Annotated in this window: 20 protein-coding genes; 14 read left to right on the top strand and 6 right to left on the bottom strand. The window is 70.5% G+C overall.

Annotated elements, in window-relative coordinates:
- Nucleotides 1–43 precede the first annotated feature (43 nt).
- Nucleotides 44–676: a hypothetical protein gene (locus ACFY8O_RS29590; RefSeq protein WP_387907692.1), complete on the bottom strand. Its 633-nt coding sequence runs from the start codon at nt 674–676 to the stop codon at nt 44–46.
- Between the two features lie 216 nt (nt 677–892).
- Nucleotides 893–3,064, bottom strand: coding sequence for a RecQ family ATP-dependent DNA helicase (locus tag ACFY8O_RS29585; protein ID WP_387907689.1), 2,172 nt, complete (start codon nt 3,062–3,064; stop codon nt 893–895).
- Between the two features lie 110 nt (nt 3,065–3,174).
- On the opposite strand from ACFY8O_RS29585, the gene ACFY8O_RS29580 reads away from it, so the two are divergent.
- From ACFY8O_RS29580 to ACFY8O_RS29555, 6 genes are all read left to right on the top strand, one after another.
- Nucleotides 3,175–4,545, top strand: a complete 1,371-nt coding sequence (locus tag ACFY8O_RS29580; RefSeq protein WP_387907686.1) for a DUF4192 domain-containing protein — start codon at nt 3,175–3,177, stop codon at nt 4,543–4,545.
- 273 nt (nt 4,546–4,818) lie between these two features.
- Nucleotides 4,819–5,583, top strand: coding sequence for an NUDIX hydrolase (locus ACFY8O_RS29575; RefSeq protein WP_387907685.1), 765 nt, complete (start codon nt 4,819–4,821; stop codon nt 5,581–5,583).
- A 313-nt stretch (nt 5,584–5,896) separates the two neighbouring features.
- Entirely contained in the window at nt 5,897–7,657 is a 1,761-nt protein-coding gene (locus ACFY8O_RS29570; RefSeq protein ID WP_387907682.1) for an ABC transporter ATP-binding protein, read from the top strand.
- 181 nt (nt 7,658–7,838) lie between these two features.
- A complete protein-coding gene (locus tag ACFY8O_RS29565; protein ID WP_387907816.1) occupies nt 7,839–8,702 on the top strand; it encodes a FadR/GntR family transcriptional regulator in 864 nt (287 codons plus the stop codon).
- Nucleotides 8,703–9,023: 321 nt separating this feature from the next.
- The gene (locus tag ACFY8O_RS29560; protein WP_387907680.1) at nt 9,024–10,571 is read left to right on the top strand and encodes an RNA polymerase sigma factor; all 1,548 of its coding nucleotides are present in this window, start codon (nt 9,024–9,026) and stop codon (nt 10,569–10,571) included.
- A 127-nt stretch (nt 10,572–10,698) separates the two neighbouring features.
- Nucleotides 10,699–11,529 (top strand): S1 family peptidase, encoded by an 831-nt coding sequence (locus ACFY8O_RS29555; protein WP_387907678.1) that lies wholly within the window; start codon nt 10,699–10,701, stop codon nt 11,527–11,529.
- A gap of 105 nt (nt 11,530–11,634) precedes the next feature.
- Here ACFY8O_RS29555 and ACFY8O_RS29550 read toward each other — a convergent pair whose 3' ends face one another.
- Nucleotides 11,635–11,865, bottom strand: coding sequence for a DUF7455 domain-containing protein (locus ACFY8O_RS29550; protein ID WP_387907676.1), 231 nt, complete (start codon nt 11,863–11,865; stop codon nt 11,635–11,637).
- 432 nt (nt 11,866–12,297) lie between these two features.
- Between ACFY8O_RS29550 and ACFY8O_RS29545 the strand changes: the two genes are divergently transcribed.
- The 6 genes from ACFY8O_RS29545 to ACFY8O_RS29520 all read left to right on the top strand — a co-directional run bounded on the left by ACFY8O_RS29545 (nt 12,298) and on the right by ACFY8O_RS29520 (nt 19,078).
- Nucleotides 12,298–14,424 (top strand): DNA gyrase/topoisomerase IV subunit B, encoded by a 2,127-nt coding sequence (locus tag ACFY8O_RS29545; RefSeq protein WP_145808702.1) that lies wholly within the window; start codon nt 12,298–12,300, stop codon nt 14,422–14,424.
- Nucleotides 14,425–14,545: 121 nt separating this feature from the next.
- Nucleotides 14,546–15,085, top strand: coding sequence for a DUF1453 domain-containing protein (locus ACFY8O_RS29540; RefSeq protein ID WP_387907674.1), 540 nt, complete (start codon nt 14,546–14,548; stop codon nt 15,083–15,085).
- Nucleotides 15,082–16,245, top strand: coding sequence for a sensor histidine kinase (locus ACFY8O_RS29535; protein WP_387907671.1), 1,164 nt, complete (start codon nt 15,082–15,084; stop codon nt 16,243–16,245). Before ACFY8O_RS29540 ends, ACFY8O_RS29535 begins: the two co-directional genes overlap by 4 nt.
- Complete coding sequence (locus tag ACFY8O_RS29530) at nt 16,242–16,919, top strand: response regulator (protein ID WP_387907670.1); 678 nt, start codon at nt 16,242–16,244, stop codon at nt 16,917–16,919. The genes ACFY8O_RS29535 and ACFY8O_RS29530 overlap by 4 nt, the downstream gene beginning before the upstream one ends.
- A gap of 129 nt (nt 16,920–17,048) precedes the next feature.
- The gene (locus ACFY8O_RS29525) at nt 17,049–17,489 is read left to right on the top strand and encodes a DUF485 domain-containing protein (protein ID WP_387907814.1); all 441 of its coding nucleotides are present in this window, start codon (nt 17,049–17,051) and stop codon (nt 17,487–17,489) included.
- The gene (locus tag ACFY8O_RS29520; protein ID WP_387907668.1) at nt 17,486–19,078 is read left to right on the top strand and encodes a solute symporter family protein; all 1,593 of its coding nucleotides are present in this window, start codon (nt 17,486–17,488) and stop codon (nt 19,076–19,078) included. Before ACFY8O_RS29525 ends, ACFY8O_RS29520 begins: the two co-directional genes overlap by 4 nt.
- Nucleotides 19,079–19,119: 41 nt before the next feature.
- Here ACFY8O_RS29520 and ACFY8O_RS29515 read toward each other — a convergent pair whose 3' ends face one another.
- Both ACFY8O_RS29515 and ACFY8O_RS29510 read right to left on the bottom strand, forming a co-directional pair.
- Nucleotides 19,120–19,797 carry a DUF7342 family protein gene (locus ACFY8O_RS29515; protein ID WP_387907665.1) on the bottom strand — a complete coding sequence of 226 codons (678 nt, stop codon included), beginning with the start codon at nt 19,795–19,797 and terminating at the stop codon, nt 19,120–19,122.
- Complete coding sequence (locus ACFY8O_RS29510; RefSeq protein ID WP_449341832.1) at nt 19,794–21,686, bottom strand: sensor histidine kinase; 1,893 nt, start codon at nt 21,684–21,686, stop codon at nt 19,794–19,796. The genes ACFY8O_RS29515 and ACFY8O_RS29510 overlap by 4 nt, the downstream gene beginning before the upstream one ends.
- A 461-nt stretch (nt 21,687–22,147) precedes the next feature.
- Between ACFY8O_RS29510 and ACFY8O_RS29505 the strand changes: the two genes are divergently transcribed.
- On the top strand, nt 22,148–23,155 hold the full coding sequence (locus tag ACFY8O_RS29505; RefSeq protein WP_145808687.1) for a LacI family DNA-binding transcriptional regulator: 1,008 nt from the start codon (nt 22,148–22,150) through the stop codon (nt 23,153–23,155).
- 236 nt (nt 23,156–23,391) lie between these two features.
- Here ACFY8O_RS29505 and ACFY8O_RS29500 read toward each other — a convergent pair whose 3' ends face one another.
- A complete protein-coding gene (locus ACFY8O_RS29500; protein ID WP_387907661.1) occupies nt 23,392–24,720 on the bottom strand; it encodes a citrate/2-methylcitrate synthase in 1,329 nt (442 codons plus the stop codon).
- 141 nt (nt 24,721–24,861) lie between these two features.
- Here ACFY8O_RS29500 and ACFY8O_RS29495 point away from each other — a divergent pair, with 141 nt between their 5' ends.
- The gene (locus ACFY8O_RS29495) at nt 24,862–26,025 is read left to right on the top strand and encodes a citrate synthase/methylcitrate synthase (RefSeq protein WP_387907659.1); all 1,164 of its coding nucleotides are present in this window, start codon (nt 24,862–24,864) and stop codon (nt 26,023–26,025) included.
- Nucleotides 26,026–26,038: the final 13 nt, after the last annotated feature.

The raw sequence follows: 26,038 nt of genomic DNA, 5'->3' as shown, positions 1-26,038 counted from the left end.
CCCGGCCGTCCATGGGGACGCTCGGGGCCCACGTCCGTTTTCCTCAGCGTGCGGCGGTCCGCCGCAGGGCGTCGGCCGCTCCGCCACCGGTGCGCAGAGGAACCGGATCAAGGTCGGCCGAGGTGTCGGCCAGTGCCGAAGGCCTGGACGACAGCGTGGGACTGCGCCCGCCCCGGCCCTCGCCCAGAACCTGCCAGCCGCCGTGCGTCAGGGTGATGTAGGCCCCGCATCGCAGACCGTGAAGCGTGCACGCGTCCCGCAGTCCCCACATCCAGGCGCCGTCCTCCTCCGTCCAGCGCTCGTCGCCCTCCCGGCAGTAGAGAAGGACCGCGGTACGCACCGGGGTACGGCGGCGCAGGTCGTGGGGGATCACCCTGCGCAGGTGCGCCAGGAGGGCGTTGCGGAACTCCCATCCGTCCGTGGCCGCGGTGGTTCGCCGGGCGAACGAGGCGCTGGCCGTCAGGCGTTCCTCGTGGTCGAGGACGGCCACGACCACGGTGGCAGGGGTCGGGCGGTGCCGGGCGTGGAGACCGCTGACGACTTCACGTGGGCTGCGGAGCAGCGGTATCCCGGCCGCGGCCCACTCGGCCGGTTCGAGCATCCTGGCTACGTGGTTGACGGAGCCCGCGGTTGCCGACAGAGATGTGGCTGCGGACGGAGCGAATCCGAAGGTCACGGTCCTCCCTTCGCTACGCGCCCACGGTGCGGGCAGGGTCGAGTGAGGGCGCGCCGCGGCACAGCCCTTTCGGGCCCGCGAAAAGACCGTGCGGGGAGCGACTCCAATTCTTCCTGCCGTACCGGCGGGCGGCAACGAGCAATTGATGCGGCTGACGGGAATCGGACGGAATGGTACGTATATCCCTGCCCGTTCGGCGCCGGACGAAGCCACCTTTCATGCCTGGACGGCAAGGACCAGCGGAAACACCCCCTCAGCTCCGGCACGGCGCAGCAGACGTGCCGCGACGGCGAGTGTCCACCCGGTGTCGGAGAGATCGTCGACGAGCAGGACGGGCCCTCCCGCGGAGGCGAGTGCGTCAGCCAGCGCGGGCTCGACGACCAGCGCCTCGTGCAGTGCCTTCACCCTCTGCGCGCTGTTGGTCTGCGAGATCCGCAGGTCCTTGGTGCCGGGTGCGTAGGTGACCGTCCCCAGCAAGGGCATCCGGCCGATCTCCGCGATACGGCTGCCCAGCGAATGCACCAGCTGCGGCCTGCGGCGCGAGGCGACCGTGACGACCCCCACCGGCCTCGGGGCGGCCTCCGGGGATCCCGACGCCCAGCCGCCGGGCCCCTTCGCCCAGTCGCTTATCACCGTGACCACGGCGTTCGTCACGTCGTCGGGAACGGGGGCGTCCGGGGCCTGCGCCGCGAGGAGAGGACGGAGTCTGTTGCCCCAGCCGATGTCCGAGAGCCGGCCGAGCGCCCGGCCGGGCCGGGCGGTCTCGCCTGCCGGGATGCGGCCCTTGAGATCGACGCCCACGGCGGACAGGCCCGTGGGCCACATCTTGCGTGGCTCCACCTCGACACCGGGCCTGCCCAGCTCTCCACGGGCCCCGTCGAGGGCAGCGGTGGAGACCTTGTCGTCGAATCTCGGGCCGGCGCAGTTGTCACAGCGTCCGCAGGGGGCGGCCTCCTCGTCGTCCAGTTGGCGCCGGAGGAATTCCATGCGGCATCCGGTCCCCGACGCGTAGTCACGCATGGCCTGCTGTTCGGCGGCGCGCTGCCGGGCGACCCATGCGTAGCGATCGGAGTCGTAGACCCATGGCTCACCCGTGGAGATCCAGCCGCCCTTGACCCGCTTCACCGCACCGTCCACGTCCAGCACCTTGAGCATCGTCTCGAGGCGGGTGCGCCGGAGGTCGACCAGCGGTTCCATGGCGGGCAGTGAGAGGGGCCTGCCTGCGTGCGCCAGGACGTCGAGGGTGCGCCGCACCTGCTCCTCCGGAGGGAAGGCGACCGAGGCGAAGTACTGCCAGATGGCCTCGTCCTCCTTGCCCGGAAGCAGCAGGACCTCAGCATGGTCCACGCCACGGCCCGCACGGCCGACCTGCTGGTAGTAGGCGATGGGTGAGGAGGGCGAGCCGAGATGGACGACGAAGCCGAGATCGGGCTTGTCGAACCCCATGCCGAGCGCCGATGTCGCGACGAGAGCCTTGACCCTGTTGGCCAGCAGATCGTCCTCGGCCTGCTGTCTGTCAGCGTTCTCCGTCCTGCCCGTGTACGACGCGACCGGATATCCGCACTGGCGGAGATACGCGGTGATCTCCTCGGCGGCCGCGACCGTGAGCGTGTAGATGATGCCGGAGCCGGGCAGCTCCCCGAGATGATCCCCCAGCCAGGCCAGACGGTGCGCCGCATTGGGCAGTTGGAGCACGCTGAGGCTGAGGCTCTCCCGGTCCAGCGCGCCTCGCAGCACCAGCGCGTCCGTGCCCGCACCTGTGCCGAGCTGCTCGGCAACGTCCGCCGTCACGCGCGCGTTGGCGGTGGCTGTCGTGGCGAGCACCGGCACGCCGGCGGGCAGATCGGCGAGCATGGTCCGCAGCCGTCGGTAATCCGGCCGGAAATCATGCCCCCAGTCGGAGATGCAGTGAGCCTCGTCGACCACGAGCAGGCCGGTCGCCGCGGCCAGCTGAGGCAGCACCTGGTCTCGGAAGTCCGGGTTGTTGAGCCGCTCCGGACTGACGAGGAGCACGTCCACCTCCCCCGCCGCCACTTCCGCCTGGACGGTTTCCCACTCCTCGGTGTTGGAGGAGTTGATGGTGCGTGCGCTGATCCCGGCCCTGGCCGCGGCTGCCACCTGGTTGCGCATCAGGGCGAGGAGGGGCGAGACGATCACCGTAGGACCGCTTCCCCGCGCACGCAGAAGGGAGGTGGCGACGAAGTACACGGCCGACTTGCCCCAGCCCGTCCGCTGGACGACCAGTGCTCTGCGCTTGTCCGCGACCAGGGCCTCGATGGCCCGCCACTGGTCCTCGCGCAGCCGGGCGGCGCCCGTGGCGTCCCCCACCAGGCGGGCGAGTACGGAGTCGGCCGAGGCCCTGAGCGCTGCACGGTCTGCGTTGGTCATGCCCCCATGCAACCTGATGCCTGTGACAACTGCGAACGGCGCCGCTTCGCCTGTGGACAAAGTTATCCACAGGGGTCGCGGAAATCGGCGTCTCGCGGGACGGTCATGCCATGAACAACCACCACGAATCCATCGGCTCGCCCGACACACAGCAGATCACCCTGCGCGGTCCCGCCGAGCTCGCCGACGCCCTTCCGTACCTGATGGGGTTCCATCCGAACGACAGTGTGGTCATGGTGGCCCTGCACGGCGGGCGAGGCCGTTTCGGCGGCCGCCTCAGGCTGGGCATCCCGGGTGCGCCGGAGGAGTGGGCGCCGGTGTCCGACCAACTCGCGCAGTGCCTCATCGCCGGCAGCGAGCAGCGTGAGTCGCGGCCCGACGCCGTCGTCGTGTTCCTGTGCCAGGATCCGGCGGAAGGGGAGAGCGCCTCGCAGACCATGGAGCGGCTCAGGCCGTTCGCGCAGCTCCTGCGCACCGCCTGCGGCGCGCTCGACGTCCCTGTGCTCGAGGCGCTCTGCATCTCCGACGGCCGCTACTGGTCCTACTGCTGTCCCGACGCGCGGTGCTGCCCGGTCGAGGGGAACCCGCTGGCCCTGCCGGGCACCACAGTGATGGCTGCGGCGGCCGCGTACGCCGGGATCCAGGTCCGCGGGACGCTCCGGGACATGGAGGCACGGCTCGCACCGGAGGAGCCCGCGGCGGCGAACGAGCAGGAGCGGGCTCTCGACTCGGCGGGGGCCGCCCTGGTGTCCCGCATCCTCGACGTCGACGGGCGCGGGGAGGTGTCGAGCGAGACGCTGTCGCTCGCCCGCGTCCTCATGGAACGGCTCGGGAGCGCCCCGGCCGTCCGTGCGGCCGACGCGGACGCGGCCGACGACGCCCTGATCAACCCGGACGAGGCCGCAGCCGTGATCCTCGGCCTCCAGGACCGGCAGACCCGGGACAGGGCCGCCGAATGGATGGAAGGCCCTGAGGCCAAAACGGCGTTGCGGCTGTGGCGGGTGCTCGCCCGCCGGTGCGTCGGTCCTTACGTGGAACACTCCGCGGCGCCACTCACGCTGGCGGGGTGGGTCTCGTGGTCCACCGGCGACGAGTCCGCCGCCAGGGTGGCGCTTGGTCTCGCCCTGCGCGCCGACCCGCACTACACCTTCGCGCAGTTGCTGCACCAGGCGTGCAACCAGGGCCTCGACCCGGAGACGCTGCGCCGCTGCCTGCGCGGGGAGCGGGACGTGCGCGAAGCCGGCGAGGGGTACGGGACCGGTATCCCGGAGCACGCTGCCGGACGTCAGGAGCCTGCCGCCGGGCGTCCGGAGGCTGCGAGCAACAAGCCGCCGGCGCGCCTTCGGGCCGCGAGGCGGCCACGGCGGGCGCCGGTGCGTCCCGTCCGCGGCGAGGCATCTCGCCCGGGCGCAGGCGCAGCCAGGCGCCGGGCACGGGAGACCCGGCGCAGCGGGGACCGAAGCGCCGAGAGCCGCAGTTGAGGGAAGGTCTGCCGTGTGGAAGCCGGGGCTCGTCGCAGCCGCGTGAACGGGCGTCGTGGGTGAACGGGCCGGCCGTCCTCGAGTGAACGTGCGCGTCGTCGATGCGTGAACTGAACCAGGGCGCCGGGTGAACCGGGCTCGGGGTCGGGCCGCCGGGCGCCCGGCGGGCGGCGCCCCGGACACCACCCGGCCCGACGGGAAAAGGTGCCGCGCGCCGCGAACCAACATCGCGAAGGGACTGTTTATCGTCAGGGAGACGACTATGATTTCGGCATGCCGCCCTACGACCCGTCGACCTTTCCGCCCTTCGCCGTCACCGTCGACCTGGTTGTCCTCACGGTCCGCCGTCACGCACTGTGTGCGCTGGTGGTGCGCCGCGGTGAACCACCGTTCCAGGGCAGGTGGGCACTACCTGGCGGATTCGTCCGCACAGATGAGGACCTCGCTGCGGCGGCGGCGCGCGAACTGGTCGAGGAGACCGGGCTCTGCGCCCACGATCCCGCTGCCCCCGCTGTGGGGAACGGCGCTCACCTCGAACAACTGGCGACCTACGGCGACCCGGGCCGAGACCCCCGGATGAGGGTCGTCAGTGTCGCGCACCTCGCGCTGGCGCCCGACCTTCCGGCCCCGCGAGCGGGGGGTGACGCCAACAGCGCGCGCTGGGCTCCGGTAGGGGACCTGCTCGGCCCTGGAGGCGACTTCGGGCGCGACGGCGAGCAGTCCGCACCTCTGGCTTTCGACCACGCGCGGATCCTCGACGACGGGGTGGAGAGAGCCCGCTCGAAGATCGAGTACTCCTCGCTGGCCACGGCCTTCTGTCCGCCGGAGTTCACGGTCGGTGAGCTGCGGAGGGTGTACGAAGCGGTATGGGGTGTGGTCCTGGACCCGAGGAACTTCCACCGCAAGGTCACGGGTACTCCAGGCTTCCTCGTCCCGTCCGGCGGCACGACCACGCGGCAGGGGGGCCGCCCCGCCCAGCTCTTCCGGGCCGGTGCCGCCACCGTGCTCAACCCTCCGATGCTCCGGCCGGAAGTGTGACGGCCCGCACCTCGCGGGTCCCAGCGGCGCGGCAGGCCCGCCCCTGAGGTGGAACGCCCGGCGGGGGCGGGCCCGCCGGGACGGTTCAGCCCGGCACGAGGACCGCCCCGAGAGGGCGGCCCGGGTTGAGGGCCGCCCGCATCCGGAATGCCGACACGATGCGTCGGCCGAGCGAACACGCCTAGAGGCGCCTGAAGCCGACCCCGCGGAACGCCTCAGAGGCATCGGTACACCAAAAGTCTGAAATGTCGCGTTATCTTGCTGGGGTACTCCACCCTGCCGCCGAGCGGTCACACCCTCTGCGAGAGAAGCGATGCTCCAGGCCATCGGACTCACCAGCGCCCCCCGTCGCGACGGCCCGCCCGCCGTGGACGACCTGACTTTCGAGGCTCCGCCCGGCAGCGTCACCGCGCTGCTCGGCGCTCCTGGCTCCGGCAAGACCACGGCTCTCCGCCTGATGCTCGAGCTCGAGGCCGGCAGGGGCGTCACCTATTTCAGGGGCCGCCCACTGCACCGCATCGGACACCCCGCCCGAGAAGTCGGCGTGCTGCTCGGGGACGTGCCCGGCCACCCCGCGCGCACAGCCCGGGGGCAGCTCCGCATGCTCTGCGCCGCGGCGGGGGTCCCCGCGTCGAGGGCCGACGAACTGCTCGAGGTCGTGGGCCTCGCAGGGCTCGGTGACCAGCGCATCGGTACCCTCTCGGCGGGCATGGACCGGCGGCTCGGCCTGGCCTCGGCGCTGCTGGGTGATCCCCACACGCTCATTCTCGACGAACCCGCCGAAGGCCTCTCGCCGCGCGAGCGGAGCTGGCTCCACGGGCTGCTCCGGGCCCACGCCGCCGAGGGCGGCACCGTGCTGCACACGACCAGCGACCCGAAGGAGGCCTCCCGCGCGGCCGACCGTGTGGTCACCATCGACGAAGGGCGCCTCGTCGCCGATCAGGGCGTCGCCGACTTCTCCCGTACGCGTCTGAGGCCCCGGGTCGCGGTGCGTACGCCGCACGCCGCGCGCCTGGCCGCCGTGATGAACCGGGAGGCGCGCGCCGCCCGGCGCTCCGTCGAAGTGGTCGCGGAGGACGGCAGCAGGCTGTCGGTGTACGGGAGCAGCTGCGCCGAGGTCGGGGACATGGCCTACCGCCACGGTGTCCCGGTGCATCAACTCGCCGACGAGATCGGCGACGCGGGCCCGGTCGCCCCTCCGGGCGGAGTGAGGCCGAGCGGTCCCGTCAGGATTGTGCCGCCCGGGCCCGCGTCGGCCGTCGCGATCTCCGAGCTGCCCCCTCCCATCCCCGTCCGTCCGGCCCGCGGGCCGCTGCGTCCCCTGCGGTACGAGCTGCGCCGTCTCTTCGGGGTGCGGACAACCGCCCTGATCATGGCGGCCGTTGTGCTGGTCTCGGCAGGTCTCTGCGTGGTGCTTGCCCGCACGGGCGGGACGCCGCTTCCCGATCTTCTGGTCGCCTGGCCGGATCTGCTGCCCCTCCCGCCCGCCGCCTTCGCCGCCGGACTGCTGGGTGCCCTCTCGTTCGGTGACGAGTTCCGCTACCCGGCCCTCGCGGCCGGGCGGGGAACGGTGCCGCGGCGGCTGGGGCTCCTCCTTGCCAAGCTGGCGGTGTCCGCGGGTGTCGCGTCGCTGCTCGCTCTGTTCTGCGTACTGACGGATGCCGAAGTGCTCCGGCTCGTGTACGGGGCGGACTTGGTGGCCATTCCTCCGAATGCCCCGCAGCTGGCTGTGAGTTGGGCGGGCCTGTCCGTCGGGTGCGCCTGGGCGGGGCTCCTGGCGGCCGGCGTCTTCCGGCTCGCCACGGCCGGGGTCGCCGCAGTGCTCGCGGTGCCCGTACTCGTCGTACCGCTGGTGCAGAAGCTCCTCGCTGTTCCGTCCGCCCGTTCGATCGCCGGACTGCCGGAGCGGCTGCGTGAACTCGCCTGGCTGCAGTGGCCGAACGAAGCCGACCGGTGGGCGATGGCCGCCGTACGGGTCCTGACCCAGCCCGTGGGGTTGGCGTTGTCCCTGTCTCTGGGGGCTCTGATCTGCGCGTATGTCTTCACCAGCCTGCGTGGCAGGGCGCGTTGGTGACCCAGGTGAACGGGGCCGGTGAACCCCGATGAGTAACTCCCCAGAAAATGCATGATTTCCGCCCATAGGGCGTCAATTGCAGGGCGGGTGCCGATCACCCTTTCGTGTGCTTTTCAGCAAAGACCTCAAGGGGTGGCTGAGCCGCGCCGAAAAAGACTGCGTGAGTACCCTTGCGCACACCATGATGACCGCCGCCCGCTCCGCCGACTCCGGCCTCGCCGGGCCGGGCGAACTCGACCGCTACCCCTACACGGAGGCGCCGGCCGGCGAGCGAGCCGCTCTGCGCTCCTGGGGCGGCTCCGAATCCGACTTGGGGCGGGCGAGCCGGCGCGGCGCCAGTCGAGGCCGTGGACTGCATGGCCAACTGGTCCAGCAGCTCGGCCAGATGATCGTTTCCGGTGACCTCGGCGCAGACCGGCCGCTCGTTCCTGAGGAGATCGGGCAGCGTTTCGAGGTTTCCCGCACCGTCGTGAGGGAGTCCTTGCGCGTTCTCGAGGCCAAGGGGCTGGTCAGTGCCCGGCCCAATGTGGGCACGCGTGTCCGGCCGGTGAGCGACTGGAACCTTCTGGACCCCGACATCATCGAATGGCGGGCATTCGGGCCGCAGCGCGAGGGCCAGCGCCGTGAGCTGGACGAGCTGCGATGGACCATCGAGCCGCTGGCCGCCCGGCTGGCAGCGGGACATGGCCGGGAGGACATTCAGCAGCGTCTCGGCGACATGATCGAGATCATGGGGCACGCGATGGGGCAGGGGGACGCCATCACGTTCTCCCGGGCCGACGCGGAGTTCCACTCGTTGCTGATCCAGGCGGCGGGTAACCGCATGCTCGAGCATCTTTCCGGGATCGTCTCCGCGGCCCTCCATGTCTCCGGTGGGCCCGTCACGGCCTGCGACCGGCCGGCGGAGGCGTCGCTCGGCCATCACGCGCGGATCGTCGAGGCCGTGGCGTCGGGCGACGCGGCGGGCGCCGAGGCCGCCATGCGGCAGCTGCTCCTCGGTCACCTGGACGGGGAACGGGTGGTTCCCGCACCCCGCGAGCACTGAAGCGCCATCAACCGGGTATGCGGACCGTATGCCGCCGGGCCTCCCGGTTCGGCGGCATGGTTATACGGATATGTGACCTCTGGTTCGGTTTGTCGCGAATGGGGTGTGACTGGGGCCACGCGAATTGGGCGTAACACTCCTCGAAACAGTGCGATGACCTAAGAGGTGACCGCCGCGGAAGGAATACAGCAGCCACGCAGTGCGCTGTGCAGTTCTGAGGCCTAGCCCGCGCCGTCGGCGACATCCCCAGCCGCCGGTCGTCGGTTCCAGCCCCTCCAGGGCCGGGCCGGAAGCCGTTTCCATCGTTCCGAGAGGTTGTTCGTGTCGGCCAGCACATCCCGTACGCTCCCGCCGGAGATCGCCGAGTCCGAGTCTGTGATGGCGCTCATCGAGCGGGGAAAGGCTGATGGGCAGATCGCCGGCGATGACGTGCGTCGGGCCTTCGAGGCTGACCAGATTCCGCCAACCCAGTGGAAGAATGTTCTGCGCAGCCTCAACCAGATCCTCGAGGAAGAGGGTGTGACGCTGATGGTCAGTGCCGCGGAGTCGCCTAAGCGCGCCCGCAAGAGCGTCGCAGCGAAGAGCCCGGTCAAGCGCACCGCCACCAAGACCGTCGCGGCCAAGACGACCGTGACCCGTACGGTCGCGGCCCCGGCCGCCCCGACGGCAGAGAGCGCGGATGTGGCGGCCGACGACGCTGCCGTCGCCGCTCCTGCGAAGAAGACGGCAGCCAAGAAGACGGTTGCCAAGAAGGCCGCCGTGAAGAAGACGGCGGCCAAGAAGACGGCCGCCAAGAAGTCCGGCAAGCAGGACGACGAGCTGCTCGACGGTGACGAGGCTGTCGAGGAAGTCAAGGCCGGCAAGGGCGAGGAAGAGGAGGGTGAGGGCGAGAACAAGGGCTTCGTCCTCTCCGACGACGACGAGGACGACGCGCCTGCGCAGCAGGTCGCCGTCGCCGGCGCCACCGCCGACCCGGTCAAGGACTACCTGAAGCAGATCGGCAAGGTTCCCCTCCTCAACGCCGAGCAGGAGGTCGAGCTCGCCAAGCGCATCGAGGCCGGTCTCTTCGCCGAGGACAAGCTCGCCAACGCCGACAAGCTCGCGCCGAAGCTCAAGCGCGAGCTGGAGATCATCGCCGAGGACGGCCGCCGGGCCAAGAACCACCTGCTGGAGGCCAACCTCCGTCTCGTGGTCTCGCTGGCCAAGCGCTACACCGGCCGCGGCATGCTCTTCCTGGACCTCATCCAGGAGGGCAACCTCGGTCTGATCCGCGCGGTGGAGAAGTTCGACTACACCAAGGGCTACAAGTTCTCCACGTACGCCACCTGGTGGATCCGTCAGGCCATCACCCGCGCCATGGCCGACCAGGCGCGCACCATCCGTATCCCGGTGCACATGGTCGAGGTCATCAACAAGCTCGCGCGCGTGCAGCGCCAGATGCTCCAGGACCTGGGCCGTGAGCCCACCCCGGAGGAGCTGGCCAAGGAGCTCGACATGACCCCTGAGAAGGTCATCGAGGTCCAGAAGTACGGTCGCGAGCCGATCTCCCTCCACACCCCGCTGGGTGAGGACGGGGACAGCGAGTTCGGTGACCTGATCGAGGACTCCGAGGCGGTCGTACCGGCCGACGCGGTGAGTTTCACGCTGCTCCAGGAGCAGCTGCACTCCGTGCTCGACACGCTCTCCGAGCGTGAGGCGGGTGTGGTCTCGATGCGCTTCGGCCTCACCGACGGACAGCCGAAGACGCTCGACGAGATCGGCAAGGTCTACGGGGTGACGCGCGAGCGCATCCGCCAGATCGAGTCGAAGACGATGTCGAAGCTGCGCCACCCGTCGCGTTCGCAGGTGCTGCGCGACTACCTCGACTAGATCGAGGACGACATGGGCGGGGCCCGGAACCCGAAGAGGTTCCGGGCCCCGCCCATGTCCGCGTGCGGCCCGCACCGGGCCGGATGACGCTGAGTGGGCACCGTTCACCTCGGCGTCAGGAGTCTCCATGCCCCGTCTTCCCGTCCGCGCCCTTCCCGCAGCCTTCGTCCTGGCTGGTGCGGCAGCCGTGATACCCGTCGGCCCCCCGTCGCTCGCTGCCGCGGACAGCATCATCGTCGGTGGGAAGCCGGTGTCCGTCGCGGACAGCCCATGGGCCGTGGCGCTGTCGAGCCGTGACCGGTTCGGAGGAACCCGTGGCGGACAGTTCTGCGGGGGAGTGGCCGTCGGGCCCACCAAGGTGCTGACGGCCGCGCACTGCCTCAGGGAGGACGTACTGGGGACCGACGTCTCGGAGGTCCGCGATCTGCGCGTCATCGCCGGACGGGACGAACTGAGTGGCCCGGGCGGTCAGGAGATTCCCGTGCGCTCGGCATGGGTCAATCCGGGCTACGACCCGCACACGAACGCCGCCGACCTCGCGGTGCTCACCCTGTCACGGGCGCTGCCCGCGAACAGCGTCATCCCCATGGCGGGGGCCGGCAGCACGGCATACGAGCCGGGGACGGCTGCCACGGTGTACGGATGGGGCGACACGACGGGCTACGGTGCCTACGCGTCCGGGCTGCGCGCCACCACGGTGCGCGTGCTCCCGGACACCGAGTGCGCGCACGCCTACCCCGGCGGCTCACAGGGCGCGTACGACGCGTCGTCCATGCTCTGCGCCGGTGACCCCGCCGGAGGGCGGGATGCGTGCCAGGGGGACAGTGGAGGCCCGCTGGTGGCCCGTGGGCGCCTTGTCGGGCTCGTTTCGTGGGGCAGCGGATGCGGAAGCCCGGGCAGCCCGGGGGTCTACACGCGCGTCTCCGCGGCGATCCGGTGGATGGCCGACCGGAACTGAGCCGCGTACGAGCCGGAGGGTATGAGAACGGGCGGCTTCCCTGCGGGGAGGCCGCCCGTCGGCCGGTCCGGGACCGTACCCATGGCTCGTCGTGGATGCGAGGTGTCAGTGTTCCTCGTCGGCAACACTGGCCTGCGCGGCAGTGAGCCGATCCGTCTCATCCTGTATTTCCGCGGCGATCTTCTTGAGTTCCGGCTCGAACTTGCGCCCGTGGTGGGCACAGAAGAGCAGTTCACCGCCACTGATCAGGACGACGCGCAGATAGGCCTGGGCGCCGCAACGGTCACAGCGGTCTGCTGCGGTCAGCGGGCTCGCGGGGGTCAGAACAGTAGTCACGTCGCCTCTTCTCTAGCTCGACGAGCTGTCGTACCAGGGTCAACATCCAACCAGGCCGAAAACGTTCCCGCTCGTGGCATTTCTTCGAAACTTCTTCTCGGGATGGCTGTCTGTTGCCGGTTGGCGGCGAATGTGCCGTATTGCGTAGCGCTACGGTTTCGCGTTGCTTGTGTGGGCCGGTCCGCCGGCTGGCTTGCCGGTTGTTCATGAGGACGTGCCCGGAGCCTAAATGGTTCATGCCTCGAAGGGAACGTGATGTGCACGTCACTCCAACGAATGATCGAACGCGTATGCGAGGCTGCACTAGCATGAGGATTCCCCCTGGGTGGCGTTACAACCGCTCTACCAGGCCTCGGTAGGCTCTCAGCGGCTACCGAGGCCGAGCCCGTTACCCACTGGGCCCCAAATGAAATTCAGCGAGGAGCGAACCGCGTGACCGCCGATTCCGTGCCGTCCACTGCGCTGCTGACCGGAGCAGGCGGCGCAGACAGGGACAGCTCCAACTACACCGCGCGGCACCTTCTCGTCCTCGAAGGGCTCGAAGCGGTGCGCAAGCGCCCCGGGATGTACATCGGGTCCACCGACAGCCGCGGACTCATGCACTGCCTCTGGGAGATCATCGACAACTCGGTCGACGAGGCCCTCGGCGGTTACTGCGACAACATCGAGGTCATCCTCCACGACGACGGTTCCGTGGAGGTCCGTGACAACGGCCGAGGCATCCCCGTCGACGTGGAGCCCAAGACGGGGCTCTCCGGCATCGAGGTCGTCATGACCAAGCTGCACGCCGGCGGAAAGTTCGGGGGTGGCTCCTACGCCGCCTCCGGCGGTCTGCACGGCGTCGGCGCCTCGGTGGTGAACGCCCTCTCGGCCCGGCTGGACGTCGAGGTCGACCGCAACAGCGCGACCCACTCCATCAGTTTCCGGCGCGGTGTCCCGGGCATGTTCACCGAGCAGGGCCCGGACAGCCCCTTCGACCCCGCCAACGGCCTCCGCAAGGGAAAGCGCGTCCCGAAGACGCGTACGGGTACCCGGGTGAGGTACTGGGCGGATCGCCAGATCTTCCTCAAGGACGCCAAACTCAGCCTGGAGACGCTGTACCAGCGGGCGCGCCAGACCGCCTTCCTCGTCCCCGGTCTCACCATCGTCGTACGGGACGAGCGAGGCATCGACGGAGAGGGCAAGACGGAGGAGACGTTCCGCTTCGACGGCGGGATCAGCGAATTTTGTGAGTACCTCGCTCAGGACAAGGCGGTCTGCGACGTCCAGCGCCTGACCGGGACGGGCACGTTCAAGGAGACCGTGCCGGTCCTCGACGACCGTGGCCACATGACGGCGACCGAGGTCACCCGGGAGCTGGGCGTCGACATCGCCCTGCGCTGGGGCACCGGCTACGACACCAACGTCAAGTCCTTCGTCAACATCATCGCCACCCCCAAGGGCGGCACCCACGTGACCGGCTTCGAGCGCTCCCTCACGAGGACGGTGAACGAGGTCCTGCGCTCCGCCAAACTGCTGCGCGTCGCCGAGGACGACATCGTCAAGGACGACGCACTGGAGGGCCTGACCGCGGTCGTCACGGTGCGGCTCGCGGAGCCGCAGTTCGAGGGGCAGACCAAGGAGGTGCTGGGCACCTCGGCGGCCAACCGGATCGTGGCCAACGTGGTCGCCAAGGAACTGAAGGCGTTCCTGACCTCCACGAAGCGTGATGCCAAGGCTCAGGCCAGGGCGGTGCTGGACAAGGCGGTGGCCGCTGCCCGCACCCGTATCGCCGCCCGTCAGCACAAGGACGCGCAGCGGCGCAAGACCGCGCTCGAGTCCTCGTCGCTGCCCGCGAAGCTCGCGGACTGCCGCAGCGACGACGTGGAGCGCAGTGAGCTCTTCATCGTCGAGGGCGACTCCGCCCTAGGCACCGCGAAGCTGGCCCGCAACAGCGAGTTCCAGGCGTTGCTGCCGATCCGGGGGAAGATCCTCAACGTCCAGAAGTCGTCCGTCTCGGACATGCTCAAGAACGCCGAGTGCGGCGCCATCATCCAGGTCATAGGAGCGGGCTCGGGGCGCACCTTCGACATCGACGCCGCGCGCTACGGCAAGGTCATCATGATGACGGACGCCGATGTCGACGGTTCACACATCCGTACGCTTCTGCTCACCCTCTTCCAGCGGTACATGCGGCCGATGGTCGAGGCGGGGCGGGTCTTCGCCGCCGTGCCCCCGCTGCACCGGATCGAGCTCGTCCAGCCCAAGAAGGGCCAGGACAAGTACGTCTACACCTACTCCGACAACGAGCTCCGTCAGACCCTGCTGGAGCTGCAGCGTAAGAACGTCCGGATCAAGGACTCGATCCAGCGCTACAAGGGCCTCGGTGAGATGGATGCCGACCAGCTCGCGGAGACGACGATGGACCCGCGCCACCGCACCCTGCGGCGCATCAACATCGGCGACCTGGAGTCCTCCGAGCAGGTCTTCGACCTGCTGATGGGCAACGAGGTCGCCCCGCGCAAGGAGTTCATCACCAGCTCGGCCGCCACGCTGGACCGCTCGCGCATCGACGTCTGACACTCTCCACCCGTGGGTGGAGAGCCTTTCTCCACCCACGGTCAACCCATGAGCTGATCCCTGGATCTCCCCGCCTCCGTAGCGTCGAAGACATCGAATCTTCACGCAACCGGAGGCTGCCGTGTCAGGGCTTTTCAACGTTCTGGTGATCGTCGCTGTGGTCGCGCTCGTCGTCACGCGTCAGCTCTCGGCACGTCGGGTCGGCGACGACGAGCGGTGGTGGGTCCTCCCGGCCGTCCTGCTCCTCGTTGCTCTGTGTGACGACGGAACCATAGATCCGCGCCATGAGGCACTGTCCGTCGTGCTGCTCGGGGCCGGGATCGTCGTGGGACTGGTCACCGGTGCGGGCTGGGGCTGGACCTCCCGGCTGTGGTTGCAGCCCGATCGCTCCGTGTGGAGCCGGGCCACGAAGGCCACCGCCTTCGTCTGGGCGGGCGGGGTCGGCGGGCGGGTCCTGCTGGCCGGCGGAGCCCTGCTGCTCGGGGTGCACCAAGGGTCTGCGGCCCTGCTTCTGTCGCTGGCGGCGATGCTGCTGGCCCGCAGCGGTGTGCTGGCGATGCGAGCCCGCGACATACGCGAGCTGCACGAAGGGCCTGCCGGCGCAGCTCCGGCCGACATACCGTGGGGCGCCGAAGAGACCATGCCGAAGGGCCGCGCGTGAACGGGAGTACGTGGACGAGCTGGCCGTCCAGAGAGGCTCTGACCAGAGCGCCCCAGAACCGGGTCCGGGCCACGATTGCACGGTTCGTCTGGACCGCTGTCCTCGTCGGCCTCCTCTGGGACGCCTTCGCGGACGGGCGATTCGCTCTCTGGCAGATCGCGATCGGCCTGGCGGTGGCGGTGGGGTGCGGCTTCGGGGGCGGAGCGTTCTTCCGTGCGACCCGCGAGCACAGGCTGTGGCCGTCCCTGGGGATCCTCGTCCTGCTGATGACCGTGGCGTTCGTGACCAGGGAGGCCGGCGCGGCGGCACTCGGGATCACGCTGTGGTGCGGGTGCGCCGTCGTGGCACTGGAGCGGCTCCCGCTCTCCGCGGCGGTCCCGCTCACCGCGGTGGCGCTCATCGCCTACGCCGTCGTCAAGGGCGACGGCTGGCTGACCACCGTGATCACCACAGGGAGCCTGTGCCTGGGCGGGTATGTGCTGCGGCTGGACGCCGAGGCGCGCGGTAGCTCCCAGCGGCTCCTCGCCCAGGAGCGGGCCGCACGGAAGGCGGAGGCCGGGACCGCCGCCCTGGCCGAGAGGTCGAGGATCGCCCGAGAGATCCACGACGTCCTCGCGCACAGCCTTTCGGCGCAGCTGGTTCATCTGGAGGCCGCCCGGCTGCTGATCGAGCGGGAGCCCTCCACCGAGTTCCGGGACCAGGTGCTGGAGAGAGTGGTTGCGGCGCGCTCGATGGCCCGGGAAGGCCTCGCCGAGACGCGGCAGGCACTGTCCGCGCTCCGAGGGGAGATGACCCCGGTGGAGGACTTCCTGCGGCAGTTGGTGGCGGACGAGCCTGCCGAGGTGTCCGTCGCCGGGGAGCGGAGGCCGCTGAGCGCGGAGGCGTCGCAGACGGTGCGCAGGGTGGCACAGGAGGCGCTCACCAATGCGCGGAAGCATGCCCCGGGTGCGTCGGTTTTCGTCCGCCTGCGGTACGAGACGGACATGGTGGCTCTGGAGGTGCGGGATTCCGGTGGCCGCCTCCCGGGCGGCGAACTCGCTGTCAGTGGCTCCGGTTACGGTCTTCTGGGGATGCGGGAACGTGCCGAACTGCTCGGCGGGACCCTGGAAGCAGGGCCGGAGAAGGAAGGGTTCGTGGTGAATCTGAGGGTTCCCGCGTGACCGCGCGAGTGGTCGTCGCGGACGACCAGGCGGTGGTGCGTGAGGGCATCGTGATGCTGCTGGGCCTCCTGCCCGGTATCGAGGTGGTGGGAGCCGCCAGGGACGGGGATGAAGCGGTCGCACTTGTCGCCGACATGGCACCTGATGTCGTGCTGATGGACCTGCGGATGCCCCGCTGCGACGGAGTAGAGGCCACACGCCGGATCCGGAAGGACCACCCCGGTACCCAGGTGGTGATCCTCACCACCTTCGCGGACGACGATTCGCTCTTCACCGCCCTGCAGGCAGGAGCGCGGGGCTATCTCACCAAGGACGCCCGAGGTGAGGAGATCGCCCAGGCCGTTCAAGCCGTGGTGTCGGGAGAGGCGGGGCTCTCGCCGAAGGTGCAGCGCCGCCTGCTGGAGCGAGTCACCGCGCAGGCGGCGCAGAGGGGAGCGCCCGCCCCCACCGAGTTGCCTGACGGGCTCACACCCAGGGAGGCCGAGGTGCTGGTCCTCATCGCGGAAGGACTGTCCAACACGGAGATCGCGCGCACGCTGCACATCTCCCGGGCCACGGTGAAGACACACATCAACAACCTCTTCGCCAAGACGGGGGCGCGGGACCGCACAGGGGCCGTGCGCTACGCGTACGGGCGTGGGCTCGCGCAGCCGCCAGGCAGTCCCGTCACCTGAAATGGTGAAGCCAGGCCAATGATGTGCCCGGGATCTTCCCGATCTGCCCATTCTTGACTACGCGGCCGAAAAGGCTCGTGGACAAGGGAGTTGTCGGTGGAGAAGGAAGCAGGGCCGGACGCCGCAGTGATGCGGCTCGACGACCCGTGGGACGAGACGACGGTCACCGGATGGGGCGATCCGGAGGGTGCGGGAGGCATCGCGGCCGACGGGCGACCCCGGTCGGCCGACCGGTCCCGGCAGAGCGCGGCCGAGATCTATCTCGAGGTGCAGAGCAGCCCGGTCTTCCGGGAAGTGCGCCGCCGGTACAGGCGGTTCGTGGCGCCCGCGACGACCGCGTTCCTGCTCTGGTATCTGGCCTACGTCATCGCGGCCACCACCGCGCCCGACCTGATGGCGCGTCCCGTGGCCGGAGCGGTGAACGTGGCCATGGTCGCCGGACTCGGACAGTTCCTTACCACGTTCCTGCTCACCTGGGCCTATGTGCGTCATGCGCGACTGCACCGGGACCGCGCCGCGCTGGAACTGCGCTGGGAGACGCAGGAGATGACCAGAGGGGCCGACCGGTGAGAGGGGACCATCAGACGCTGGCGCTGTTGCTGTTCAGCGTGTTCATCGCAGTGACGCTCGGAATCACCACGTGGGTGAGCCGGAACAGGCAGGGGTCCGCGGAGGAGTTCTACGCGGGTGGGCGGCTGTTCTCGCCCATGGAGAACGGATTCGCCATCGCCGGTGACTACATGTCGGCGGCGTCCTTCCTCGGCATCTCGGGCCTGATCGCCCTCTTCGGCTACGACGGCATGCTCTACTCAGTCGGCTTCCTCGTGGCCTGGCTGGTGGTCCTGCTTCTCGTCGCCGAACTCGTGCGCAACTGCGGACGGTTCACCCTCGCCGACGTGGTGGCCGCCCGCATGGCGGAGCGCCCCGTGCGTACGGCGGTGGGAACGTCGTCCGTCACGGTCTCGGTGCTGTACCTCGTGGCCCAGATGGTCGGTGCGGGAAGCCTCGTCGCCCTGCTGCTGGGCGGCACAAGCGACACCGCCCGCTCCTGGACCGTGGTCGGGGTCGGAGCGCTCATGGTGATCTATGTGTCGCTGGGCGGCATGCGGGCCACCACCTGGATCCAGATCGTCAAGGCAGTGTTGCTGATGGCCGGCGCGGTCGCGCTCACCGCGCTCGTCCTCGTACGTTTCCACGGCGACTTCAACGCCTTGCTCACCTCCGCGGCCGAACGCAGCGGTCACGGCCGTGACTTCCTCTCGCCCGGGCTCCGCTACGGCGGGAGCTGGACGGCGCGCCTCGACTTCATCAGCCTCGGCCTTGCACTCGTCCTCGGCACGGCGGGACTGCCGCACATCCTGTCGCGCTTCTACACGGTGCCCACCGCCCGGGCGGCCCGCCGCTCCGTCGTCTGGTCCATCGGGCTGATCGGCTGTTTCTACCTGATGACCATCGTGCTGGGGTTCGGAGCGGCGGCCCTGGTCGGCTCGGCGGAGGTCCGGGCCTCGAATGCCTCGGGGAACACGGCTGTGCCGCTCCTGGCGCTGGTTCTCGGCGGAGGGGAAGGCTCCACGGGCGGCACCCTGCTATTCGCCGTGGTGGCCGCCATCGCCTTCGCCACCATCCTCGCGGTCGTCGCCGGGATCACCCTCGCCTCCTCCGCTTCGGTCGCCCATGACCTCTACGCCTCGTTCCGGCGGCCGGGTGCCAAGCAGCGCAGCGAGGTCGGAGTGGCCAGGGTGGCCGCAGCCGCTGTCGGTGTGGTGGCCATCGCCCTCGGCCTGCTCGCCCAGAATCTGAACGTCGCGTTCCTCGTGGGCCTGGCCTTCGCGGTCGCCGCTTCGGCCAATCTCCCGGCGTTGCTCTATTCGCTGTTCTGGCGCCGTTTCACCACCCGGGGAGCGGTCTGGGCGGTCTACGGCGGACTGATCCCGGCGGTGCTGCTCGTCGTGCTCTCGCCGGTCGTCTCGGGAAGCCCTGCGTCGCTCTTCCCGGGAGTGGACTTCGCCGTCTTCCCGTTGGAGAACCCGGGCCTGGTGTCGATCCCGGCCGGCTTCGTCGCCGGCTGGATCGGCACCATCACCTCGCCGGTGCCGCCGGATGCGGCGAAGCACGCGGAGACGGAGGTCCGGTCCCTCACCGGAGCGGGGGCGGCATGATCTGCCCACGGCTGCCAAGGGCCCGGCGGGGCAGCCGTAGGTCAGGCGCCCGTGGTCCAGGTGTACCGGTGCTCCGGGCGGCCCGTGTCGCCGTACCTCAGGGACAGCCGCACCCGCCCCGTGCGCTCCAGCAGCTTCAGATAGCGCTGCGCTGTCTGCCGGCTCATTCCGGCGCTCTCCGCGACCTCCTGCGCGGAGAGCGGTCCGTCGGCCGCGCGAAGGGCCTGGCGGACCAGTTCCGCGGTGGTCGGCGAATGCCCCTTGGGGAGGTCGGACCCGCCGGTGGCCCACAGGCCGGCGAACAGCCGGTCCACCTCGGTCTGCTCGGCCTCACCGCCGCCCTCGAAGGTACGGCGCAGCGCGGCGTACGCCTCCAGCTTGGTGCGAAGCCCGGCGTAGGCGAACGGCTTCACGAGGTACTGGAGCGCGCCGTGACGCATCGCCGCCTGCACGGTGGCGACGTCACGGGCGGCCGTCACCATGATCACGTCGGCGTGGTGGCCGAGCCCGCGCAGTTCACGCACCACGGCCAGTCCGTTGCGGTCCGGCAGGTAGTGGTCGAGCAGGATCAAGTCGATGGGCAGCTCTCCGACCACGCTGAGAGCTTCGGCGGCGGAGTGCGCCATGGCGGCCACCCGGAATCCGGGCACCTTGGCGGCGTAGGCCGCGTTGATCCGCGCCACTCGGACGTCGTCGTCCACGACGAGAACCTCGATCACGGGGTATCTCCTGTCGTAGACGGGTGAACGGGGGCCGCAGTCCCCCCGGGAGCGGGCACGACGGCCGCTCCCGGCCCGGGCGGAATCTGCGGTTCGGCCGCGCCTTCGGGCCGTCCTGGGGCTTTCCCGCCGGCGTGCGGAGACTTCGGCTCGCGCGGAGGCTTCGGGCCGCCTGCGGATTCCGCCTCGCTGCGGGACTCAGGTCCTGGCAGGGCGTGCGGCGGGGGCGGGGAGACCGGTCCGGGCGGCCCCGGGGGTCCCAGGGGTGCCTGCGGTTCGCCCAGGGCCTCGGGGAGGACGACGGTGAACACGGCTCCGCCCTCCGGGGTGCCCCCTACGGAGACGGTGCCACCCTGTCGCTCCGCGAACCGCCGCACCAGCGGCAGTCCCAGTCCGCGCTTGCCGTGCGCCGGGAGTTCCTTCGTGGTCCAGCCCTCGGTGAAGATGGACTCGTGGTCGCCGACCGGTACGCCGGGACCGCTGTCGCGCACGCGCAGCACCACCGTGCGGCCTGCTGCTCGCAGACCGACCTCGATCCGGGCCTCGTCCGATCCCGCTGCCGCGTCCATCGCGTTGTCGACCAGATTGCCGAGGACCGTCACCAGGCCGCGAGGGTCCACCAGGCGATCCGGCAGCAGTGTCTCCGGGGCCATGCGCAGGGCGACCCCCCGCTCCGCTGCCACAGTCGCCTTGCCGACCAGGAGGGAGGCGAGCAGAGGGTCGTGGACCTTCTCGGTGACCTGCTCGGCCGTTGCGCGGTGCACTCCGACCACTTCCGTGACGAACTCCATGGCGTCCTCGTACATCTCCAGCTCCAGCAGGCCCAGCAGGGTGTGCAGCCGGTTCGCGTGCTCGTGGTCCTGGGCGCGGAGGGCGTCGATCAGACCTCGGGTGGAGTCGAGTTCGCGCCCGAGGTGCTCCAGCTCCGTACGGTCGCGCAGGGTGGCCACCGCCCCGCCGTCGTCGGTCGGCATCCGGTTGGCGAGCAGCAGCCGGCTGCCCCGGACGGTCACCAGGTCGTCTCCGCTCACCCGCCCGGCCAGTACGTCGGCGGTCCTGCCCTCGCCCAGGGCCTCGTCGAGCTGCTTGCCCGAGGCGTCGGGACCGAGGCCGAGCAGACGCTGGGCCTCATCGTTCAGGAGCCTGATGCGCCCGGCGCCGTCGAGCGCGACGACGCCTTCGCGGATGCTGTGCAGCATCGCCTCGCGCTCGGTCAGAAGCGCCGAGATGTCGGAGAACGCCAGGTCGTGGGTCTGGCGCTGAAGGCGCCGAGAGATCAGGTAGGCGGCCAGAGCTCCCACGGCCAGTGCCCCGCCGGCGTACGCGAGCAGCCCGGGGATCGCGGCGAGCAGCCGGGCGCGGACGCTGTCGTAGGCGATGCCGACGGACACGGCACCGACGACCCGGTCCCTCGTGTCGAGGAGGGGCACCTTGCCACGGGCCGAACGCCCGAGCGTCCCGCTGTCGATCTCCATCACCGACCTGCCGGAGAGGGCGGTGCTGGGGTCCGTCGAGACGACGTCACCGATGCGGGAGACGTCCGTGTGCGACCAGCGCACCCCGCGCCGGTCCATGATCACGACGTACTCGGCGCCGGTCGACCTCCTGATACGTTCCGCCGCGATCTGAACCGCGCCGTCCGGGCGTGGTTCGGTGCTGAGCAGCGAGGCGGCGATCTGCGGTTGCGCCGCCGTGCTCTGCGCGATGGCCAGAGCACGGCGCATCGCCTGATCGTCGAGCTGGGCACTGAGCGGTGCGAGAAACAGACCGGTGACAAGCACCGTGACACCGGTGACGATGGCCAGCTGCATCAGCAGGACCTGCGAGAAGACCCGCTTCGGCCAGCCGAACCTGCGCGGTCCCCGGGGGGTGGTCGGTGGGACGCTCATCGTATGAACGGTAAGGGGCGAATGGTGCTTACCGAAATCTCCGTCCGCATCCCGGTCCGCGGTCGGGCCCGGGCGCGAGTCCCCGGACGGCAGCTCGATTCCTCTGCCGGCCGCTTCGGTCCGCGCGCGGTCGCCCCGGTCGGACTCGCTCGGCCTCCGTCCGGCTCGGTCCGCACTCCGATTCGAAGATCCCTGGCCCTCGGCACCTCGATCCGCCGGGAGTCCGATCCAGCGGCTCCTCGATCCGCAGACGGGCTGATCACGCCGCCCCCCGATCCACCAGGAGATCGGTCGGGTGTGGGTCCGCGCCGCGGCACCGTCACGTCGCAGCCGGGTTCGAGGTGCACGGCCCCGAATGCCCTGTGCACCGGCTCTTGCCTCCCGGACCTTCGTCTGTGAGCGTTCTGTCGGTATCCGCAGCCACGCAATCTACTTGCGTTTCTTGCGCTAATCTTGCGTGTATGACGCGACGACTTGCTCAGGTTGCCCAGAAAGTTGGAGTCAGCGAGGCCACGGTCAGCCGCGTGCTGAACGGGAAGCCAGGCGTCTCCGACGCCACACGGCAAGCCGTCCTCTCCGCCCTCGACGTCCTGGGTTACGAGCGTCCGACGCAGCTCCGAGGCGAGCGCGCACGGCTGGTCGGCCTCGTTCTGCCGGAGCTGCAGAACCCGATCTTCCCGGCCTTCGCCGAAGTGGTCGGGGGTGCGCTCGCCCAGCAAGGGCTGACGCCCGTGCTCTGCACCCAGACCAAGGGCGGCGTCTCCGAGGCCGACTACGTCGAGCTCCTCCTGCAGCAGCAGGTGTCCGGGGTCGTGTTCGCGGGTGGGCTGTACGCCCAGGCCGACGCCCCCCACGACCACTACAAGGTGCTCGCCGACCGCAAGATCCCCGTCGTCCTGATCAACGCGGCCATCGCACACCTCGGCTTCCCCGGCGTCTCGTGCGACGACTCGGTGGCCGTCGAGCAGGCCTGGCGCCATCTCGTCTCCCTCGGCCACGAGAAGATCGGGTTCGTCCTCGGCCCGGCCGACCACATGCCCTCGCAGCGCAAGCTCACCGCCGCGCGTGCGCTGGCCGCACAGTCGGCGATCACGGTTCCGGACGAGTGGGTGGCCCGGGCGATGTTCTCGCTCGAGGGCGGGCAGGCCGCCGCCACGCGTCTGCTCGACCAAGGAGTCACCGGCATCATCTGCGCCAGCGACCCGCTGGCCCTGGGCGCGGTGCGTGCGGCGCGGCGCCGAGGGCTGTCGGTGCCCGCGGACGTCTCCGTCGTGGGCTACGACGACTCGGCGTTCATGAACTGCACCGAGCCGCCGCTCACCACGGTGCGCCAGCCCATCGAAGCCATGGGCAGGGCCGCGGTCGAACTGCTCTCGGTCCAGATCAGCGGGCGCAAGGTGCCGTCCGACGAGCTGCTGTTCGAACCCGAACTGGTCGTACGCGGTTCGACCGCACGCCCTCCCCGCTGACCCGCTGCCCCCACCGGCCCCGGGGCCGCTGTACGTGTGCCGGGGCGGGGGCCCTGAGATTTTCCGCAGGATGTAGCCAATGTGCGGTATCCGCAGGCTGTAGCCCCTGTGCAGCCTGAGAGCACCCCTCGGCGCCGCGCCGTCGCGCTACTTGGAAGTCACCCGCCCCGACGACGCCCGCCCCCGCACCGCCTGGGCGCCGACGCCCGCGCCGCAGTGTCCACGCCGGCCGGCGGCTACGCCGGCTCCGGTGTGGGCAGCGGCTGTGGCGGGCGGGGGCCCTCGTACTGTCCGCTGGGCCGCATCCGCAGGGGGCGTTCCGCGTACTCCTCCATCGCGTGGGCCATCCAGCCCGCCGTGCGGGAGACGGCGAAAATCGTCTCGCCCGCCTCCGCCGGCATGTCGGCGGAGACCGAGAGCGTGGCCAGTGCCAGGTCGACGTTGGCGTGCAGCGGCGCGTGGCGGGCGGTGGTCGCGATGACGTCGCGAGCAGCCGCCAGTGCCTCGGCGGCCTGCGGCACCTCCTCCAGCAGCCCGAACAGCACGGTCGCCCGTGGGTCCTCGCCTGCGTACAGGCGGTGCCCGAGCCCTGGTACCCGGCGCCCGGCCCGGAGGTGGTCGGCGACGACCGGGGCGGCGCTGCCCCGCTCGACGACCTCGGCCAGCATCCGGTGTGCCAGCCCGCTGGCGGCGCCGTGCAGCGGCCCCTCCAGCACGCCGAGCCCTGCCGAGACCACCGCGTACGGGTGGGCATGGGTCGAGGCGGCGACCCGGGCGGCCAGGGTCGAAGCGGCCAGGTCGTGATCGGTCAGCAGGGCGAGCGCGGTGTCCAGCACGGCCGATGACGCCGCGTCCGAGGGGCGCGGGGACAGCCCCGGCCACAGCCGCCCGGCGAGCGAACCGGCGTCCGCCTCCTGCTCCCCGGCCGTCGGCAGAGCGCCCACCAGGGTGGGGATCAGGCTGCGCGCGCTGTTGAGGACGCCTTCGGGGGAGAGGTCGAAGCGCAAGGGGTCGGCGACCGCGGCGGCGGCGACGGCGACCCGGAGACGGTCCGTCGAGCTGCTGTGGCGCGGCAGTGAGGCAGCTGCCCGCCGTGCCGCATTGAGGAATTCCGGCGCCGCGTCGAACCGGATGCCCGGCCGGAGCCGGCCGGTCCAGAGCCACTCGGCGACCTCCTCGAAGCTGTGGCGGCGAGCCAGTTCTGTCGCGTCCACGCCGCGGAAGAAGTAGCGGTCCGGTTCGATGAGCGTGAGGCCCGTACGGAAGACGAGCCCGTTCGCCGGTGTGAGGGACGACGGCTCCCTGCGCCCGGTGCGGCGGGCCAGCGCCTCCACCTCGCCCGCGTCGAACGTACTTCCCCGTCCGCCCGGGGTACGCCTGCTCGCCAGCTGGCCGCGGCTCACATAGGCGTACACCGTCTCGGGCTTCACGCCCAGCAGCTCGGCCGCCTCCCGTGTGGTGATCCGGCGTTCCCCGGCCGCCTCATCCCGCGTGGCCGGCAGGAGTCGCCCCTCCGCCGCGTCCTCGTCTCCCGTGCCGGCTGCGTGCACCGCCTCATGCGTCATGCCCCCACCGTATCCATGCTCCGTCCATGCGAGACCACGCTCATCGCGGAAATACATTGATTCAATCAATATTGACAGCTGTCTCATCAATCATGGACAGTCGAATCAATGTTCAGCTCGTTCATGGAAGAGGGACCTGCCATGCCCGCCTCACGTACGGAAACCGCGCCGCTCGACGTGCCCAGGGGCCTTGCCGGAGTGATCGTCACCGAGACCGCCCTGGGCGACGTGCGCGGACGCGAGGGCTTCTACCACTACCGGCAGTACTCGGCGATCGACCTGGCACACAGCCGCAGCTTCGAGGACGTCTGGTACCTGATGTTCCACGGTGAGCTGCCCGGCGCGGAGGCGGGCTCCGCCTTCGCCGCGCGGACCGCCGGACTGCGCAGGCTGCCCGACGAGTTGCGGGAGGCCCTCCCCGCCATCGCCCGGGCCGGGGTGGTGTCCGGCCCGCTCGCCGGGCTGCGTACCGCGCTGTCGCTGCTCGGGGCCTCGGCCGGATTCCGGCCGGTCTACGACATCGGCGCCGACCGCCGCCGCCAGGACGCACTCGCCGTCTGTGCCGCGGTCCCCACCGTTCTGACCTCCCTGTACCGCCTCGGCCAGGGCCTCGAACCGGTCGAGCCCCGTGACGACCTCCCGTTCGCGGCGAACTACCTCCACATGCTCACCGGCGAGGAGCCGGACGCCAGGCGGACGGCCGCCGTCGAGCAGTACCTCATCTCCACGATCGACCACGGGTTCAACGCCTCCACGTTCACCGCGCGGGTGATCGCCTCCACCGGTGCGGATGTCGCCGCCTGCCTCGGCGGAGCCGTGGGTGCCCTCTCGGGACCGCTGCACGGGGGCGCGCCCAGCCGGGCGCTGGACACCCTGGACGCCATCGGCAGCCCGGACCGCATCGACGGCTGGATCCGTGAGCGAGTGCTCGCGGGGGACCGGATCATGGGATTCGGTCATCCCGTCTACCGGACCGAGGACCCCCGCTCACGCATGCTGCGCTCGATCGCGCAGGGTTTCGGAGGCCCCCTCGTCGACTTCGCCGTCGAGGTGGAACGGCAGGTCGAGGCGATCCTCGCCGAGCTCAAGCCCGGGCGTGAGCTGCACACCAACGTGGAGTTCTACGCGGGAGTCGTCATGGAGCTCTGCGGACTGCCGCGCGAGATGTTCACCCCGACCTTCTGTGCCGCCCGGACGGTCGGCTGGAGCGCCAATATCCTGGAGCAGGCGGAGGACTCGAAGATCATCCGCCCGGCGGCCCGCTACGTCGGTACGCCGCCCCCGCAGCCCGTGCCGGCACCCTGAACCACCCCGAGGA

Origin of the sequence: Streptomyces argenteolus (assembly GCF_042902585.1) — a bacterium.
GTDB classification, from domain to species: Bacteria; Actinomycetota; Actinomycetes; order Streptomycetales; family Streptomycetaceae; genus Streptomyces; species Streptomyces argenteolus.
Note: the sequence above shows the minus strand (reverse complement) of the source record. Positions and strands in the feature narration are given on the sequence as shown.

What these genes read in the sequence shown, in the direction of transcription:
- ACFY8O_RS29585 (WP_387907689.1), bottom strand. Translation starts at nt 3,064, where the DNA reads ATGACCAACGCAGACCGTGCAGCGCTCAGGGCCTCGGCCGACTCCGTA.
- ACFY8O_RS29580 (WP_387907686.1), top strand. Translation starts at nt 3,175, where the DNA reads ATGAACAACCACCACGAATCCATCGGCTCGCCCGACACACAGCAGATC.
- ACFY8O_RS29575 (WP_387907685.1), top strand. Translation starts at nt 4,819, where the DNA reads ATGCCGCCCTACGACCCGTCGACCTTTCCGCCCTTCGCCGTCACCGTC.
- ACFY8O_RS29570 (WP_387907682.1), top strand. Translation starts at nt 5,897, where the DNA reads ATGCTCCAGGCCATCGGACTCACCAGCGCCCCCCGTCGCGACGGCCCG.
- ACFY8O_RS29565 (WP_387907816.1), top strand. Translation starts at nt 7,839, where the DNA reads ATGATGACCGCCGCCCGCTCCGCCGACTCCGGCCTCGCCGGGCCGGGC.
- ACFY8O_RS29555 (WP_387907678.1), top strand. Translation starts at nt 10,699, where the DNA reads ATGCCCCGTCTTCCCGTCCGCGCCCTTCCCGCAGCCTTCGTCCTGGCT.
- ACFY8O_RS29525 (WP_387907814.1), top strand. Translation starts at nt 17,049, where the DNA reads ATGCGGCTCGACGACCCGTGGGACGAGACGACGGTCACCGGATGGGGC.
- ACFY8O_RS29510 (WP_449341832.1), bottom strand. Translation starts at nt 21,686, where the DNA reads ATGAGCGTCCCACCGACCACCCCCCGGGGACCGCGCAGGTTCGGCTGG.
- ACFY8O_RS29505 (WP_145808687.1), top strand. Translation starts at nt 22,148, where the DNA reads ATGACGCGACGACTTGCTCAGGTTGCCCAGAAAGTTGGAGTCAGCGAG.
- ACFY8O_RS29500 (WP_387907661.1), bottom strand. Translation starts at nt 24,720, where the DNA reads ATGACGCATGAGGCGGTGCACGCAGCCGGCACGGGAGACGAGGACGCG.
- ACFY8O_RS29495 (WP_387907659.1), top strand. Translation starts at nt 24,862, where the DNA reads ATGCCCGCCTCACGTACGGAAACCGCGCCGCTCGACGTGCCCAGGGGC.